This window comes from Pelagibius sp., from assembly GCF_028289705.1.
Taxonomy (GTDB): Bacteria; Pseudomonadota; Alphaproteobacteria; order Kiloniellales; family Kiloniellaceae; genus Pelagibius.
The window spans coordinates 153,302-169,311 of the sequence record NZ_JANQOI010000017.1 but is presented as its reverse complement, the minus strand read 5'-3'; the positions used below and the strand labels follow the sequence as shown (position 1 = coordinate 169,311).

Genomic DNA, 16,010 nt, shown 5'->3' with positions numbered 1-16,010 from the left:
CTCAAGGACGCCTTCGACACGGCCGGAGTGCCGGCGACCGTCTGCTCGCGCCTCCATGCCCATCGCGTTCCCCGGGACGACGCCGAGGCATGGCGTCGTCTGCGGGCCGCGGGCGCGGTGCTCATGGGCAAGCTTCAATGTGCCGAGCTTTGTCTCGGCGCGCCCGGGGGCGACGACTTCGTCCCCTACGCGAGAAATCCCTGGGACCCCCGCCGTACGCCGGGGGGCTCGTCGTCGGGTGCCGCGGCGGCGCTCGCCTGCGGCCTCCTTCCGGCGGCACTCGGCACGGACACAGGCGGATCGATCCGGATTCCGGCGGCGTTCTGCGGGGTCGCGGGCCTGAAACCGACCGTCGGTCTGGTCAGTCTCGCGGGCGTCTTCCCGCTGTCGCCGTCGCTGGACCACGCCGGGCCCATGGCCCGAACAAGCCGGGACTGCGCCTACCTGCTGGACGCAATCGCGGGCCGCGAGGACGGGCAGGCCGCTGCCTCGGGTTTCGTCGCCGGGCTGACCGAACGCCTCGACGGGCTGCGCGTCGGCTATGTCCGGGTCTTCGCCGAAGACGAGGCCGTCACCCCCGAACAGCGCGCGGCGACCGAGGCCGCCCTGGGCATCCTCGGCGACCTGGGCGCCGAGGTGCGGGAGGTGACGCTTCCCGATCTTTGGGATTTCACGATCTGCAATATGACGATCATGATGGCCGAAGCTTTTGACATCCACGGCGCCGACCTCCGCCGGCGCGCCGGCGAGGTTTCCCGCGTGACGCGGGCGCGGATCACGGCCGGTGCCTTCGTCCGGGCCGAGGACTACCGCCACGCGCTGAAGGCCCGCCGCCTGCTCATGCGCGCGACCGCGGAGGCGATGGAGGCGGTCGACGTCCTCGTTTATCCCGCGGCGCTCGACGACCCGCCGCGGATCGAAGACATCACGCCCCTCGGCTACCTGGAGGTGCCGTCGATCACCGCGCCCGCCAATGTCGCCGGCGTTCCGGCCGCTTCGGTGCGCTGCGGAGTCTCCGCCGCGGGGATGCCGATGGCCTTCCAGGTGGCCGGGCGGCGCTTCGCGGACGCGGCGGTTCTGCGGGTAGCCCACGCGTTCGAGGCTGCAACGCCTGAACTCAATCGTCTTGCGGGTTAACCCCGCGATCACGTGGTTCCCTGTGGCGGTGCAGGGCGCGTGCTCAGGCCCAGCACGACCAGTCCGCTGATCACGATCAGCACGATGCCCAGCGCATCGGTCAGGTCGGGCACTTCGGAGAGAACGAAATAGCCGATCAGGGCAGCCCAGAGAATGCGCCCGTAGTCGAGGGCGCCGACGAGGACGGACGAGGCCATGCGATACGCGATGGCGACGCAGGTGTGCACGAGGATGGCCGTCACCGCCAGGGTCACGAACCAGACCCACTCCTCGGGCTCCGGCACGGTCATGTAGGGCGCGCCGGCCGCGCCGTAGACCAGGGCGCCTGCCAGGCTGAAATAGAACACCACCGCATAGTTCGTGCTGTGGGCGGGCATGCGGCGGACCGCCAGGTTCATGCCGGCGGCCAGGAGCGAGCCCAGTACGACGACGAAGGAGTCCCACCCGATCCCGGCCGTCCCCGGTCGCAGCACGATGATCGCGCCGACGAAGCCCGCCAGCAGGGCCGCCCAGCCGAGCGGTGCGACCCGTTCGTGGTACAGGATACGGGCGAGGATCAGCGTGAAGATCGGCGTCGTGAAGTTGATCGCGGTGACGGTAACGATCGGCAGGGTGCGAAGCGCGAAATAGAAGCAGGCCATTGTGGAGATCGCAAAGGCGGCATGGACCGCGTGTGCGCGGAGGTCCGCGGACAGGATGGCGCGGCGATTGCTTTCAAAACACAGCAGCGGCAGCAGCAGCAGGAAGGTCAACCAGGCCCGCCCGGCCAGCATCTCGAAAGCGCCGACACCCAAGGCGGTCAGCGCCTTGACGGTCACGCCGATGATCGGAACGAACACCGTGTTGGCGAGCATCGCGGCGGCGCCCAGCACCGGCCGCGCCTCGATGACCCCCGACGGGCTGGTTACGGGTCTTGTCATGGACCGAAGACGCGGTCCGGCCGGTCTGGCCCGGCAAGACCGGCGCCGGCTCTCGCATCAGTCATTTACGCGCTCCGTCACGGGGCATCCCGACCCTTGTGGTGAACACCGGCGCAGGCGGCCTTGGGTGTGGCCGCCCCTTTGCATTGCTCGGCGGACCGGGGCCGTTGGGGCTCCGTTTGGAGCCACCCCTGCGATCCCCAGTGAGTATGAGGGTTATACGGATATCGTTTCTCAATGCGGATTTTAGATATCATTTTTGAGTTGTGTGAGGGCGAAAATGGATCAATACTGCTGAATTATGGGTGTTTCCATGCCGAATTTACCGACAGGATGGCGATATGGCGCGGGGCGTTGTGGCGATGGAGGAGGGGCTGGCCGATAGTGCTTCGGGCCGCCGTTCCGTCGCGGTGCTCGCCCGCGGCTTCGACATTCTTCGCGCCTTCCAGCCCGGCGGCGGCGCGCTCGGCAATCAGGAACTCTCCCATGCCACCGGCATTCCCAAGGCCACGGTATCGCGCCTGACGCATACGCTGGCCGAGCTCGGTTACCTTCGGCACCTCAAAGCGGAAGGAAAATACGAGCTCACTGAGGCGATCCTCGCGCTCGGCTACGCCGTTCTGTCGAACATCGTCGTGCGCCAGGTCGCGCACGATCCGATGATGGAACTTGCGCTTCAGCACGAGGTGTCGGTGGGGCTGGCGTCGCGCGACCGGCTTAACCTGATCTTCGTCGACGTTTGCAGAAGCCGCCTCCTGTCGACCCTGCATCTTGAGGTGGGCTCACGGGTGCCCATGCCGACGACAGCCGTGGGCCGCGCCTTCCTGGCCGGTGTGCCCGACGACGAAAGGACTTTCTATTTCGAACGCTTCGAGGAGCGGTTCGGGCGCGATGACTGGGCCGAGTTGCGGCCCCTGGTCGAAGACGGGATCGCGCAGGTGCATGATCGCGGCTTTTGCTACGTCGAAGACGAGTGGCTGAAGGGCATGCGCGCCGTTGCGACGCCACTGGTGGCGACCGACCGCAGCGCTGTCATGTCGATGATGTGCGGTGCGCCCGCATTTCGCGTCGACCGCGACAAGCTCGAGAATGAACTGGGCCCCAGGCTGAGCCACCTGTGCTCGGGTCTTGCGCCCAGCTTGCGGTGATGGGTTCTGCTGTGATGGCTGTGCAGATGGCTGGGGCGGTGACCGGACGTTGTCCGGTTCATCGTGAAAAAACAAGGCCTTCGGGCGCCGGCCCCGACCCTGCGCAGCGGGTCTGCGCCGGCCCGGGAACCCTCCGATGACCGAGAGGACCCTGGCAGAGCACCTGATAACCGCCCTTCACCGACGTGGCACGCGGCGCGTCTACGGTGTGCCCGGGGGTGGGTCGAGTCTTGATCTCATCGCTGCCGCCGAAGACCTCGGCATGACCTTCGTGCTGACGCGCTGCGAGAACGCGGCGGTGATGATGGCGGCGACCGATGCCGACATTTCGGGCGCTCCGGGTGCGGTGCTGACGACCAAGGGGCCCGGTCTGGCCCAGGCGATGAACGGTCTCGCGCACGCGGCGCTCGACCGCGCGCCGGTGGTGCTCGTCACCGACGGCTTCTCCGCCGAACTCGCCGGCTACGTCACGCATCAGGTCTTCGATCAGGCGGCCATGAGCCGCCCCGTGGTCAAGGGGTACAGCCGCCTTGAAGGAGATGGCGCCGCCGGCGAGATCGAACGGCTCCTGGATCTGGCGATGGAGCCCCGCCGCGGTCCCGTGCACATCGAACTGACGGCTGTGGCCGCAAAGCGCCGGGTTGCAGCCACATCCGCCGCCGCACCTCCGGAGGCGCCGGAACTGCCCGACCTGCAGGAAGCGCACGATCTGCTGTTGCGGGCGAAACGGCCTGTTGCCGTCGTCGGACTGGAGGCGCGTCATCCGGATGACGCGCGCGCCGTGGCGACCTTCGTCGAATCGCTCGCCTGTCCGGTTCTGACCACCTACAAGGCCAAGGGCGTCATCCCGGACGGCCATCCGCAACGCGTGGGACTGTTCACGGGCGGGGCCGCCGAGGCGCCGACGGTCGAGCGGGCCGACCTGATCGTTCTCATCGGCCTCGACCCCGTGGAGCTGATCCTACAACCCTGGCGCTACGACGCGCCGGTGCTGGACATTGCCGAGACGCGGCACAGGCCGCACTACGTCGAACCGGCGGCAGGCTGCTATGGGCCGCTTGCCCCCACGCTCGAAGCGCTCGCCAGCCGCAACCGCGCGAGCGATTGGGACCGCGACGAGATCTCCCGCTTGCGCGCGGACATGGGTGCGGCCATTGCCTTTCCGCAGGGTGCGCCCGTCGATCCGCAGGTGGTCGTGGAGCGTGCCGCAGCGGTCTTCGGGTCCGGGGCACGGATCGCTGTCGATGCCGGGGCGCACATGCTCAGCGCAACCGGCTTCTGGCCCGCCGAGCGGCCGAACGACCTGCAGATCTCGAACGGACTCGCGTCGATGGCCTTCGCGCTGCCGGCTGCGATCGCCGCGGGCCTTGCCGAGCCGGAGCGGCGCGCCATCGCCTTTACCGGTGACGGCGGCCTCAAGATGTGCCTCGGCGAGCTTGCCACCGCTGTTCAGTACGAGGTTCCTGTCACGGTGATCGTCTTCAATGACGGCGCGTTGACGATGATCGACCTGAAGCAACAGCAGAGAAAGATGAAGACCGCGGGCGTGCGCTGGCCGCGCACCGATTTCGCGGCCATCGCACGCGGCTTCGGTTGCGCCGCCTGGCGGGTCGCCACGGCGGAGGACTATGAGGCCGCGCTCGCCGCGGCGCGGGAGACCCAGGGCCCGGCGCTGATTGACGTGGTGATCGATCCGGGCGGCTATGCCCGGCAACTCAGCGCGATGCGGGGCTAGGCGATGAGCATGTCGATCCTAGGCCCGCAGGGCTTCGAGCCGCGAGCGGGCGCCCTGCAGAAACATCGTCTGGTCGTTGCCGGCAAGAATGAAATGCATGCCGAAGCCGATGTAGCGCTGCGCCATCGCCGCATCGGCGACACCGCCGAACCCGGCGATCTTGCCGTTGCGGCGGGCCGCTTCGGCGACCCTCTCCATGGCGCCGACGACCGCCGGATCGCCGTAGGCGCTCGGCTTGCCCAGCGTGAAGGTGAGGTCCGAAGCCCCGACGAACAAGACGTCGACTCCCTCGACGGCGGCGATCTCATCGACAGCCTCCAGCGCCGCGGGGCTTTCGATCATCACGACGCAGAGAGTGATCGGATCGAGCTTTTCCGCCGCCTCGCGGAAACTCATCGGGCGGTAGCCGAGTTGCGGGACGATGCCCGGAACCGAGCGTTCGCCGAGTGGCGGAAAGCGGCATTGCCGCGCCACCGCAGCGGCGGTTTCGGGGTCGTCCACATGCGGGACGATGACGCCCATGGCCCCGTTGGACAGCACCCGGTGGATCGCGGGGGGCGAGGGGTCTGCCATGCGCACAAGCGGCGTCACGCCCGCCTCGACCCCGGCCAGGGCCGTCTGGCTGATCTGGTCGAAACTCAAGGGTCCGTGTTCGAGATCCAGGAACATCCAGTCGTAGCCGCAATCGCGCAGCATCGCGGCGATGTCCGGCGTGCGTGTCAGCCGGCAACTCACCCCGAAACAGGGGCCGTCGGCGAGGCGCGTTTTGAGATCTCCGGTCATTGGGCAAGCTCCTTCAGACGCAGGTCGGTGAGGAGCATATGACCGGTCTTGTGCGTAATCATCAGCGGAAGCCGGGCCGCCATCGCAACGGCCTGCGGTGTCACGCCGCAGCCCCAGAAGACCGTTTCGTCCTCCGGTCCCACCACGGCCGGGGCGCCCCAGTCGACTTTGTCCGGATCGTCGATGCCGATTTCCCGGGGATCGCCGACATGCACCGGTCCGCCATGGGTGGCGGGGTAGCGGCTGGTGACCTCGATCACACGGTCCAGTTGGTGGCGAGGGATCGGGCGCATCGAAACGACCATGGGCCCTTCGAACGGACCGGCCGCCGCGCACTGAAGTCCCGAGGTGTAGACCGCAATGCGCCCGCCGGGTCTGTCGAGATGTGCGACATCGATGCCGTGGTCCAGCAGAATCTGGTCGAAGGAAAGCGAGCACCCCATGGCAAAGGCAACGAGGTCTTCGCGCCAGAGATCGCGAATGTCCCCGGGTTCGGCCGCAAGCTCGCCATCGCGGTAGACGCTGTATTCCGAAAGGTCGGTGCGCACATCGGAGCCGGGTGCGATCTGGCGAAACTCGGGATCGCCGGTGTCGGTCACGTCGAGCAGCGGGCAGGGCTTGGGATTGCGGTGACAGAAACGCATGAAGTCGAGTGCATAGGCCTCCGGAACGATCGCGACATTGGCCTGCACGAAGCCGCGCGCCAATCCGTGGGTGGTCGTGCGCCATGCGCCGGCGCGCACGGCTTCGCGCACGTCGCGAGCGCTGCCTGTTTCGAGCTTGTTTCGCACGTCATCCACGTCTTGTTCGGCCATGCCGAATCCTCCGTTTTCGATACCGCCGGTGGGGCTGGTGCTCGCTCCGGCGGTATCGCAAGAGCGTCGCTCTCGGGTCGGGGTTTGAGCGCTGTTTCACCGCTTCGGCGGCAGATGCTTCCGTTCACGGGCCGATTCGACGCAACTCGTCGCGCCGCGCGCGCTAATTGAGGAGAGGAAACATGATTGACCGTATTGTCAAGAGCGCCCTTGCCCTGGTGCTCACAGCCGGCGCTGCTGTTGCGCAGGATTACCCATCGGAGCCCATTACTCTGATCGTGCCATACTCGCCGGGCGGCAACGGCGATATCACCTCGCGCTTCGTTGCCGATCAGGCGAGCGATATCCTGGGCGTCAAGTTCATCGTCGAAAACCGTGCGGGCGGCGGCGCCTTTATCGGTATCAACAGTTGCGCCAATGCCGATCCGGACGGCTACACGATCTGCTTCATTTCCACGAGCCCGATCACCGTTCGTCCGCATGTGATCGATGCGCCCTACGACCCGATGAAGGACCTGACCTACGTCGGCCAGTTCCTGCTGTCCAAGCAGCCGATCATTGCGCGCAGCGACGGCAAGTTCACCAGCCTCGATGACGTGATCGCCTATGCCAAGGAGAAGCCGGGTCAGCTGCGCTGGTCGGCTGCCGTGCCGCGGGGCGGGCCGCACCTCGCGACCGAGGCGATGTTCCGCGCCGAAGGGGCGGTGACGACCTTCCTGCCCTCCAAGGGCGGTGCCGTCGAGCTGGCAAACTTGCTCTCGGGCACCATCGACCTCGCGGTGATCTCCGACTATGGACCGGCGCTCGACAACGGTGAAATCGTCATCCTCGGAGAGACCAGCCCGGGCCGGAACCCGCAAGCGCCCGACGCGCCGACGCTGAGCGAACTGGGTTATCCGCTGGAGCTCGCGAGCTTCTTCGGTCTCGCGGCGCCGGACGGTCTGCCTGACGACGTGATCGCCGTCTGGGACGACACGCTAAAGCAGATCACGGAGAGCGAGGAGTTCACGACCCTCATGGAGCGGATCAAGACCAAGGGCGCATATCTGAGCTCGGCCGATTTCACGGCCCAGGTCCGTGCCGACTATGAGGCCATGGGCAAGGCGACGCAGAAGTTCGGCCTCGCCAAGTGACTGCCTTCCAGGTTCCGGCGGCCGGCTCCAGGCCGGCCGTCGGATAGACGGTCGAAGGAACAGACCCATGCCGGGCCAAACCATGCCAGGCCACCTGCGTCTCGAGCTGCTGCTGATTGCCGTGCTTCTGCCGATCGTTGCGGTCTTCGCCTTTTGGTATGTGCCGCTTTCGGTCGATGCACCGCAGGGGTTCGGCGCCGAGAGCGAGATTTCGCCGCGCTTCGCGCCCTATCTGCTCGCCGCGCTCATGACCGCGGCAATGGTCGGGCGATTGCTGCAGCTCTTGTGGCACGGTATCCGTGGGCGCCTTGCTTCGCTGCCCGACGACATGACCTACGTGGGCACGGCGCAGGAGACCCGCCGCGGCGCCTTTCTCAATGCGCTGGCCGTGGCCTACGGATTCATCCTGATTCCGTTCCTCGGGTTCTACGTGGCGAGCTTCGGCCTGACGATGTTTCTCGTCCATCGGCTTGGTGAACGCCGCCTGCTAATGGCCGGTGTAATCGCGCTTGCCTGCGTCCTCTTCACCTATCTGCTGTTCGAGCAGCTTTTGAACGTCCGGCTCCCGCGTGGAGAACTCGGCGCTCTCTAGTGCCAATTCGAAGGCCAAGGTTCCTATGGAAAGCATTCTCGCAGGCATCTCTCTCGCGCTCACGTGGGAATCGATCACGGCGGTGTTCATCGGGCTTCTGGCCGGTCAGTTGCTCGGAGCGATTCCGGGGCTGACCGCCACGATGACCGTGGCGCTGCTGATCCCCTATACTTACTATCTCGATCCCTGGGTCGGGATTCCGATGCTGATCGGGATGTTCAAGGGCTCGCTGTTCGGCAGCTCGGTCACCGCCATCCTGGTCAAGACACCCGGAACGCCGGCCGCCGCGGCCACCGTGCTCGACGGCTATCCGATGGCGCAGCAGGGCAAGGGTGAGAAGGCGTGCAAGATGGCGCTCTACAGCTCCGTCTTCGGCGACGGTTTTTCCGATATCGTGCTGATCTTCGGCGCCTCCTTCCTGGCTGCGATCGCGCTCAATTTCGGGCCGGCGGAGTACACACTGCTGGTGGCCTTCTCGCTGCTGACCATGGGCTTCGTCTCCGGTGCCAAGGTCTGGAAGGGCATCGTGGCGATGCTCCTCGGCATGCTCATCGGCATCGTCGGTCTGGACCCGGTGACGGCGACCCCGCGTCTGACCTTGGGCTTTCTCGAACTGGAAGAGGGGGTCGGCCTGATCCCCATGCTCATCGGCTTTCTCGCCATCGCGGAGGTGCTGCGCCAGATGGAGCTGCCGCGCAAGCACCTGGCGATGAGCACCGTCTCCTTCTCCGCCGATCCCGCCGACCGGCGCGTGTCGTGGCCCGAGTTTCGCCGCTGCCTGCCGACGCTTTTCAAGTCCTCCTCCATGGGCACGGCGGTGGGGGCCTTGCCCGGCATCAGCGCGACGGTCGCGGCCTTCCTCGCCTACAACGAGGCGCGGCGCGCCTCGCGCAATCCCGAGAAGTTCGGGAAGGGGACGCTGGAGGGCGTGGCGGCGCCGGAGAGTGCAAACAACGCGGTTTCGGGCGCCAACCTGATCCCGCTCATGGCCTTCGGCATTCCGGGCGACATCGCGGCTGCGCTGATCCTCTCGGCATTGCTGATCCAGGGCATCACGCCCGGTCCGGTCGTCTTTCGGGACAATCCCGAACCGATCTATGCAATCTTCACCGCGCTCCTGCTGGCCAACCTGTTCAACCTCCTGCTCGGCCACGGGTTGATCAAGGTCGCGCGCAGGGTCGTGGCCGTGCCCAAGCGGGTGCTGTTCCCCGCGGTTCTGGTGATCGCGGCGGCGGGCGCCTTCGCGATGCGGGGATCGGTGTTCGACATCCAGCTCGTGTTTCTGTTCGGGCTGCTCGGCTGGGGGCTGACGAAACTCGCCTTTCCCACGGTGCCGCTGCTGATCGGCTTCATTCTCATGCCGATCCTCGAATCGAACCTCCGGGTGTCGATGCTGATCGCCAGCTCGGTGCCCGACCCGCTGCTCTATTTCTTCCAGCGGCCGGCATTCGTGACCCTGATCATTGTCATGCTGCTGCTGCTGGCGTTGATCCTGCGCCGTGTGTTGCGCGACAATTCGGCGGCGCGTGCCAGCCGGCTGAAGGAGGGTTGAGATGGGTGGAGGCTCCGCCTATCCGCTCGGCTGGCTCAACGGCAGCTTCGTGCCCGCGGGCGATGTGAGGCTGCCGCTGCTCGCACCGGGCGTGTCCTACGCCGCTGCCGTCTTCGAGGGCATTCGCGCCTATGTCCGGGCGGACGGCGGGGGGATCGCGCTCTTCCGGATGGGCGACCACCTGGAGCGGCTGCTGCGCTCGGCCGCGGTGCTCGGGCTCGACGAGATCCCGCAGCCCGCGCTCATGGCCGAGGCGATTGTTGGCCTGATGAAGCGCAACGCGGTGGCCGAGGACTGCTACATCCGCATCCAGGTCTATGTCGACGGCGAGGGCGAGATGACCGCCCGCGGCCCGACCGGGATGGCCATCCTCGCCCGTCCCCGGCCGCAGCTCACCGAGCGCCTGGAGCGCGGCATCCGCTGCCAGGTGTCGAGCTGGCGGCGCATCGGGGACAACGCGAGCCCGCCCCGGATAAAGGCGGCGGCCAACTATCTCAACAGCCGTCTCGCCGGGCTGCAGGCCAAGGCCGACGGTTACGATACGGCGCTCCTGCTGACCGAGGCCGGGCAGGTCGCCGAGGCGCCGGGGGCCTGTGTTCTGATGGTGCGCGATGGGGAGCTTCTGGCACCGCCGGTGACGGCCGGCATTCTCGAAAGCCTGACGCGCGACACGGTTCTGCGCCAGGCGCGCGCCAGCGGGCTGGTTGCGCGGGTGAGCGAGCGCCCGGTGGACCGGACCGAGCTTTATGCGGCGAGCGAGATCATGCTGGTGGGCACCGGAATGGAGGTCGTGCCCGTGGTCGGCGTCGACCGTTTCGCCGTGGGGGACGGCTGCCGCGGCCCGGTCACAGAGGCGCTTCAGGACCGCTACTTCGCGCTCGTCCGCGGCGGCGAGCCTTCCCCTGAGGGCTGGCTGACCCCGGTAACCCCCGATCTGGAGACGCAAGAGTGAACCAACTGAGCCCGGTAAAGGTCGGTGTTGTCTGGGAACGCCTCAACGGACTGATGGATCAGGTCGCCGAAACCTGCGTGCGCACCTCCTTCTCGGCGGTGGTGCGGGAGAACTACGACTTCGCCATCGGGCTGCTCGACGCCCGGGGGCGGCAGATCGCGCAAAGCCGCCGCAGCGTTCCCTCGTTCATCGGGACGATGTCGCGCACCCTGACGGCGATGCTGGAGAAGTTCCCTGTCGATACGCTGCAGCCGGGCGACGTGCTGATCACCAACGACGGCTGGCTGGGAACCGGGCACCTCAACGACATCACCATGATCAAGCCGCTGTTCCGCGACGGCCGTCACCTGGGTTACGTCGGTTCGATCTTTCACACCGTCGACATCGGCGGGGCGCCGTCGCCCTCCGCCAAGGACAGCTATGAAGAGGGGCTGACCATCCCCGTTGCCAAGATCGTCTCCGAAGGGGCCGAGAACCCGCTCCTGATCGATTTCATCGAGGCCAACCTGCGCGAACCCGAGGAAACGCTGGGCGATATCCGCTCGCAGTTCGCGGCATACCACAGGTGCAGCGAGCGCCTGCTGCGCTTGCTGGACGAGGAGGACCTCGACGATCTCGAGGCCTTCTCCGATGACGTGCTGGACCGCTCGGAAGCCAGTCTGCGCCGGGCGATCGAGGCCATCCCGGACGGGGTCTATGCTGGCGGGCTGACCGCTGACGGTTTCGAGCATCCCCTGGAAATACGGTGCAGCCTCACGGTTCGCGGGTCGGAGATCGTGGTCGACTATGCGGGCACCGCCGAGCAGATCGAACGCCCCGTCAATTCGCCCATGACCTTCACGAAGGCCTATAGCTGCTACGCGATCAAGTGCGCGCTGGACCCCGGTACACCGATCAATGACGGCACGTTCCGCCCGATCCGGGTGACTGCGCCGGAAGGCTCGCTCGTCAATCCGCGCCGGCCGGCGCCTGTCTGGGGGCGGCACCTCTCGGGCCACTACATGCCTCCTGCGATTTACGGTGCGCTTTCGAAAGTCGCGCCGGACAAGGTGATCGCGGACTGCGGCTCGCCCCTTTGGAACGTCTATTTCAAGGGGCGCCGGGAGGGGACGGGGCGGCCCTTCGTGAAGATGTTCTTCATGAACGGTGGCCATGGCGCGCGCCCCAATCAGGATGGGCCGGGTTGTCTCAGCTTTCCGTCGAATGTCTCGAACCAGGCGATCGAACAGTTCGAGAATCAGGCGCCACTCCTTGTCGAGGAGAAGGCGCTTGTTCCGGATACCGGCGGGGCCGGGCGGTTTCGCGGCGGCAATGCCCAGCGGCTGACGTTCCGCAACGTCGCGCAGACGCCCGTCGTCGTCACCATTCGTCACGAACGTGTCGACAATCCGCCGCGCGGGCTGCTGGGCGGCGAGCCGGGGTCGGGGGGGCTCGACCTGGTGAATGGCGAACCCATACCCTCGAAATCCCAAACCCAGATACAGCCGGACGACGCGGTGACCTTTCAGACCCCCGGCGGCGGCGGGATGGGACCGCCGGGCGAGCGCGATCCGGAGGCGATCCGTGCCGACCTGACGAGCGGACTGGTGACGCCGGAGCACGCCAAGTTGCATTACGGATATGATGTATGAGCACGGACACAGATTCCTTTCGCATCGGGGTCGACATCGGCGGCACCTTCACCGACGTGGTGATGCTCGACCCGGCTACCGGCCGGCTGGCGAACGAGAAGGTCCTGACCACGCCCGACGACCCCGCCGAAGGCGTCCTGAACGGCGTTGCGCGCATTCTCGAGGCGCACAGCGCCACGCCCGAAGCGGTGCAGACGATCATTCACGGCACGACCTTGGTCGCCAACGCCCTGATCGAGCGAAAGGGCGTTCGCACCGCGCTGGTCACGACTAAGGGTTTCCGCGACGTCCTCGAGATCGGGCGCGAGCTGCGTTACTCGATCTACGATCTCTTCATCGACATGCCGGTGCCGCTCGTGCCGCGCGATCTGCGGTTCGAGATCGACGAGCGCATGACCGCCGGCGGCCAGGTTCTGCGCGCGCCCGAGCCCGATAGGGTGCGCCGCCTGGCCGCTGACTTGCGCGCCGCCGCCGTCGAGGCCGTGGCCATCGTGTTCCTTCATTCGTTTCGCAACGACGCCAACGAACGCCTGGTCAAGGAGATCCTCGCCGAGGAACTGCCTGACATGACGATCTGCACCTCGTTCGAGGTCATGCCGCAGATCGGCGAATACGAGCGCACGTCGACGGCGGTGGCCAATGCCTTCGTGCAGCCGATCTTCCGCGGCTACGTGCAACGGTTGGTACAGGAACTCGGACGCCGCGGTCTGCCGGACGATCTCTACCTGATGCTGGCCGATGGCGGGACGGTGCGTCACGAAACGGCGGTGCAGTATCCCATCCGGCTCGTGCAGTCCGGGCCGGCGGGCGGCGCCCAGGCGGCATCCGTCTTTGGCCGCCTTGCGGCAGAGCAGAACCTGCTTTGCTTCGACATGGGCGGCACCACGGCCAAGGCCTGTCTGATCCATGACGGGGAGCCGCTGAAGACCGACAGCTTCGAAGTCGCGCGCGTGTTCCGCTTCGCGAAGGGTAGCGGGCTGCCGCTGCAGGTGCCCGTGATCGACATGATCGAGATCGGGGCCGGCGGCGGCTCCATCGCGCAGGTCGACAAGCTCGGCTTGGTGCAGGTGGGACCCGAAAGCGCCAGTTCCAAGCCGGGGCCTGCCTGCTACGGCCTCGGCGGGGCGCGTCCGACGGTGACCGACGCAGACCTCGTCCTCGGCTATCTGGACGCGGCATCGTTTCTCGGCGGTGACATGGCACTCGACAAGCGGGCGGCCGAGGCGGCGATTCGGCGAGACCTGGCCGAACCCCTTGGCCTTTCGGTCGTCGACGCGGCCTGGGGGATCTACGAAACCGTCAACGAAAGCATGGCGCAGGCCGCGACGATCCACGCGTTGGAAAGCGGCCGCAAGGTGCAGGACTTCGTGCTGATCGCCATCGGCGGCGCCGGGCCGGTTCACGCCACGAACCTCGCGAGACGCATGGGCGTGCGGCGGGTGATCTGCCCGCTCGGTGCCGGTGTGGCCTCGGCCTTCGGCTTCCTCGCCTCGCCGACTTCCTTCGAGTTCGTGCGCGCGGCCATCGAGCCCCTGGCCGAGCTCGATCCCGGACGGATCGAGACCATGGTGGCGGAACTCGAGCGCGAGGGGCTCGGCCTCGTCAAGTCTGCCGGGGTGAGTCCGGAAACGGCGGCAACCTCCGTAAGCGTCCTCATGCGGTATTCCGGCCAAGGCTATCAGGTCGAGGTCGCCGTGCCGCGGGAGGTTCTCGCCGCCGGTGACAAAGACGAGATCGGCCGCCTGTTTGATGCGCGCTACCGCGCGCTCTTCGGACGGACCGAGCGGATGGCCGCCGAGATCATGTCCTGGCGTGTGGTCGTGGCCGGTCCCAAGCCGGTGCTCGAACCGCAGGCGGCCCTGCGTGAGGGCACGGCGCTGACCGGCGAGCGCCCCGTGTTCTTCGGCGAAACGGGAGGTTTCGTGGACACGCCGGTCTACGACCGCTATCGCGTCCGCCCGGACGAGAGAATACACGGGCCGGCGGTGTTCGAGGAACGCGAGTCGACCATCATCGTGCCGCCGGATGCGGCGGCCGAGGCCGACCCGCACGGCAATCTCATCATCGATCTGGAAGCATGACCACGGCGAGCGCCATGCCCGGCGGAGCGGCCGCTGTCATCGGCGCCGGCACCATGGGCCGTGGCATCGCACAGACCCTGGCCGCCGCGGGATACGAGGTGCTGCTGTTCGACCAGAACGAAGCGGCGGCGCAGGACGCGGCTGCCTTTGCCGCGACGATGCTCAACCGGGCGGCTGAGAAAGGGCGCATGTCTCCGCAGGCCGCGGCGGCGGCCGCGGCGCGGATCACCGTGGCGGCATCGCTTGCCGACCTCGCGCCCGCCGCGATTTTGATCGAGGCAATCGCCGAGTCGCTCGAAGCCAAGCAGACTCTCTTCGCGCGGCTCGAAGACATCGCGGGCCCTCAGGCGGTTTTCGCGACCAATACCTCCTCGCTTTCGGTGTCGGCGATTGCGGCCGGTGTGGCTGAGCCCGGGCGGGTGGTCGGGCTGCATTTTTTCAATCCGGTTCCCCTCATGAAGATCGTCGAGGTCATCCCCGGATTGCGGACCGACGACCGCGCGATAGGGGCGGCGCTGGAGGTCGCGGAGGCGATCGGCTATCGCGCCATCCTTTGCCGCGATGCGCCCGGCTTTCTGATCAACCACGCCGGGCGCGGTCTCACGACCGAGGGGATTCGGATCGTACAGGAGAACATCGCCGCCGAGGCCGACGTGGACCGCGTGATGCGGGAGGCGGCGGGCTTTCGGATGGGCCCCTTCGAACTTCTGGACCTGACCGGTCTCGACGTGTCGTTGCCGGTGCTCCGGCTGATCTACGACCAGTTCTATCAGGAGCCGCGCTATCGGCCCGGCGTGCATCTTGCCGCGCGTGTGGCGGCGGGGTTGAACGGCCGCAAGACCGGAGAGGGCTTCTATCGCTATGCCGACGGCCAGCGGCAGGAGCCGCCGGAACCGGATCCGCCCGAAGCTCCCTTGCCGAGGCTCTGGGTGCCGCCGGAGATGCATGACGATCTGTCCGCTTTGCTGAGCGCCTGCGCCGAATGTGGCGTATCCCTAGCGGACGATCCCGCCCCGCCCGCCGAAGGGGTCCTTCTCGTCGCCCCCTGGGGCTGGGACGCCACGACCACGGCGCGGCGGCTCGACCTCGACGCGGCGCGGGTGATGGCGGTCGACCCCCTGACGGCGGATCGCGAGCGTGTGACCATCATGTCGACCCCGGTCACCGGCGCGGCGGTTCGCGCCGCCCTGCACCACGCCCTTCGCGTGGCAGGGCGGCGCGTTACCGAAATTGCCGACAGCCCCGGCTTCATCGTGCAACGGGTGCTTGCGACGATCGTCAACATCGGCTGCGAGATCGCCCAGATGGAGATCGCCGCGCCGCGCGATATCGACGACGGCGTGAGACTTGGCCTCGGCTATCCGGAGGGGCCGCTGGCGCTGGGCGACCGGATCGGTCCTGCGCGGGTGCTCGCGATCCTCGAGGCCATGCAGCAGCTCTATGGCGACCCGCGCTACCGGCCCAGCATCTGGCTGCGCCGCCGCGCGGTCCTCGGCATGCCGCTGGGTCCGGACGGTGGCTAGCCGGCAAG

The 16,010-nt window shown here is 67.3% G+C and carries 13 protein-coding genes; 10 read left to right on the top strand and 3 right to left on the bottom strand.

The window, feature by feature from the left end; all coding sequences use genetic code 11:
* Positions 1-1,137: amidase (locus tag Q0996_RS02370; protein WP_299615582.1), on the top strand; the 1,137-nt coding region annotated here is incomplete at its 5' end.
* Between the two features lie 8 nt (positions 1,138-1,145).
* Here Q0996_RS02370 and Q0996_RS02365 read toward each other — a convergent pair.
* Positions 1,146-2,057 carry a DMT family transporter gene (locus tag Q0996_RS02365; RefSeq protein WP_299615580.1) on the bottom strand — a complete coding sequence of 304 codons (912 nt, stop codon included), beginning with the start codon at positions 2,055-2,057 and terminating at the stop codon, positions 1,146-1,148.
* A 341-nt stretch (positions 2,058-2,398) separates the two neighbouring features.
* Between Q0996_RS02365 and Q0996_RS02360 the strand changes: the two genes are divergently transcribed.
* Positions 2,399-3,205 (top strand): IclR family transcriptional regulator, encoded by an 807-nt coding sequence (locus Q0996_RS02360; RefSeq protein ID WP_299615578.1) that lies wholly within the window; start codon positions 2,399-2,401, stop codon positions 3,203-3,205.
* A gap of 136 nt (positions 3,206-3,341) precedes the next feature.
* Positions 3,342-4,940, top strand: coding sequence for a thiamine pyrophosphate-binding protein (locus Q0996_RS02355; RefSeq protein WP_299615576.1), 1,599 nt, complete (start codon positions 3,342-3,344; stop codon positions 4,938-4,940).
* Between the two features lie 18 nt (positions 4,941-4,958).
* On the opposite strand, the gene Q0996_RS02350 is transcribed toward Q0996_RS02355, so the two are convergent.
* Positions 4,959-5,723, bottom strand: a complete 765-nt coding sequence (locus Q0996_RS02350) for an HpcH/HpaI aldolase/citrate lyase family protein (RefSeq protein WP_299615573.1) — start codon at positions 5,721-5,723, stop codon at positions 4,959-4,961.
* On the bottom strand, positions 5,720-6,538 hold the full coding sequence (locus Q0996_RS02345) for a putative hydro-lyase (RefSeq protein ID WP_299615572.1): 819 nt from the start codon (positions 6,536-6,538) through the stop codon (positions 5,720-5,722). The genes Q0996_RS02350 and Q0996_RS02345 overlap by 4 nt, the downstream gene beginning before the upstream one ends.
* Positions 6,539-6,720: 182 nt before the next feature.
* Between Q0996_RS02345 and Q0996_RS02340 the strand changes: the two genes are divergently transcribed.
* From Q0996_RS02340 to Q0996_RS02310, 7 genes are all read left to right on the top strand, one after another.
* Positions 6,721-7,671, top strand: a complete 951-nt coding sequence (locus Q0996_RS02340) for a tripartite tricarboxylate transporter substrate binding protein (protein WP_299615570.1) — start codon at positions 6,721-6,723, stop codon at positions 7,669-7,671.
* 67 nt (positions 7,672-7,738) lie between these two features.
* Complete coding sequence (locus tag Q0996_RS02335; protein WP_299615568.1) at positions 7,739-8,263, top strand: tripartite tricarboxylate transporter TctB family protein; 525 nt, start codon at positions 7,739-7,741, stop codon at positions 8,261-8,263.
* A 25-nt stretch (positions 8,264-8,288) separates the two neighbouring features.
* Positions 8,289-9,815, top strand: coding sequence for a tripartite tricarboxylate transporter permease (locus tag Q0996_RS02330; RefSeq protein ID WP_299615566.1), 1,527 nt, complete (start codon positions 8,289-8,291; stop codon positions 9,813-9,815).
* A gap of 1 nt (position 9,816) precedes the next feature.
* Positions 9,817-10,767, top strand: a complete 951-nt coding sequence (ilvE, locus tag Q0996_RS02325) for a branched-chain-amino-acid transaminase (RefSeq protein ID WP_299615564.1) — start codon at positions 9,817-9,819, stop codon at positions 10,765-10,767.
* Entirely contained in the window at positions 10,764-12,398 is a 1,635-nt protein-coding gene (locus tag Q0996_RS02320) for a hydantoinase B/oxoprolinase family protein (RefSeq protein WP_299615562.1), read from the top strand. Before ilvE ends, Q0996_RS02320 begins: the two co-directional genes overlap by 4 nt.
* A complete protein-coding gene (locus tag Q0996_RS02315; protein WP_299615560.1) occupies positions 12,395-14,479 on the top strand; it encodes a hydantoinase/oxoprolinase family protein in 2,085 nt (694 codons plus the stop codon). Before Q0996_RS02320 ends, Q0996_RS02315 begins: the two co-directional genes overlap by 4 nt.
* Positions 14,476-16,002, top strand: a complete 1,527-nt coding sequence (locus tag Q0996_RS02310) for a 3-hydroxyacyl-CoA dehydrogenase (RefSeq protein ID WP_299615558.1) — start codon at positions 14,476-14,478, stop codon at positions 16,000-16,002. The genes Q0996_RS02315 and Q0996_RS02310 overlap by 4 nt, the downstream gene beginning before the upstream one ends.
* Positions 16,003-16,010: the final 8 nt, after the last annotated feature.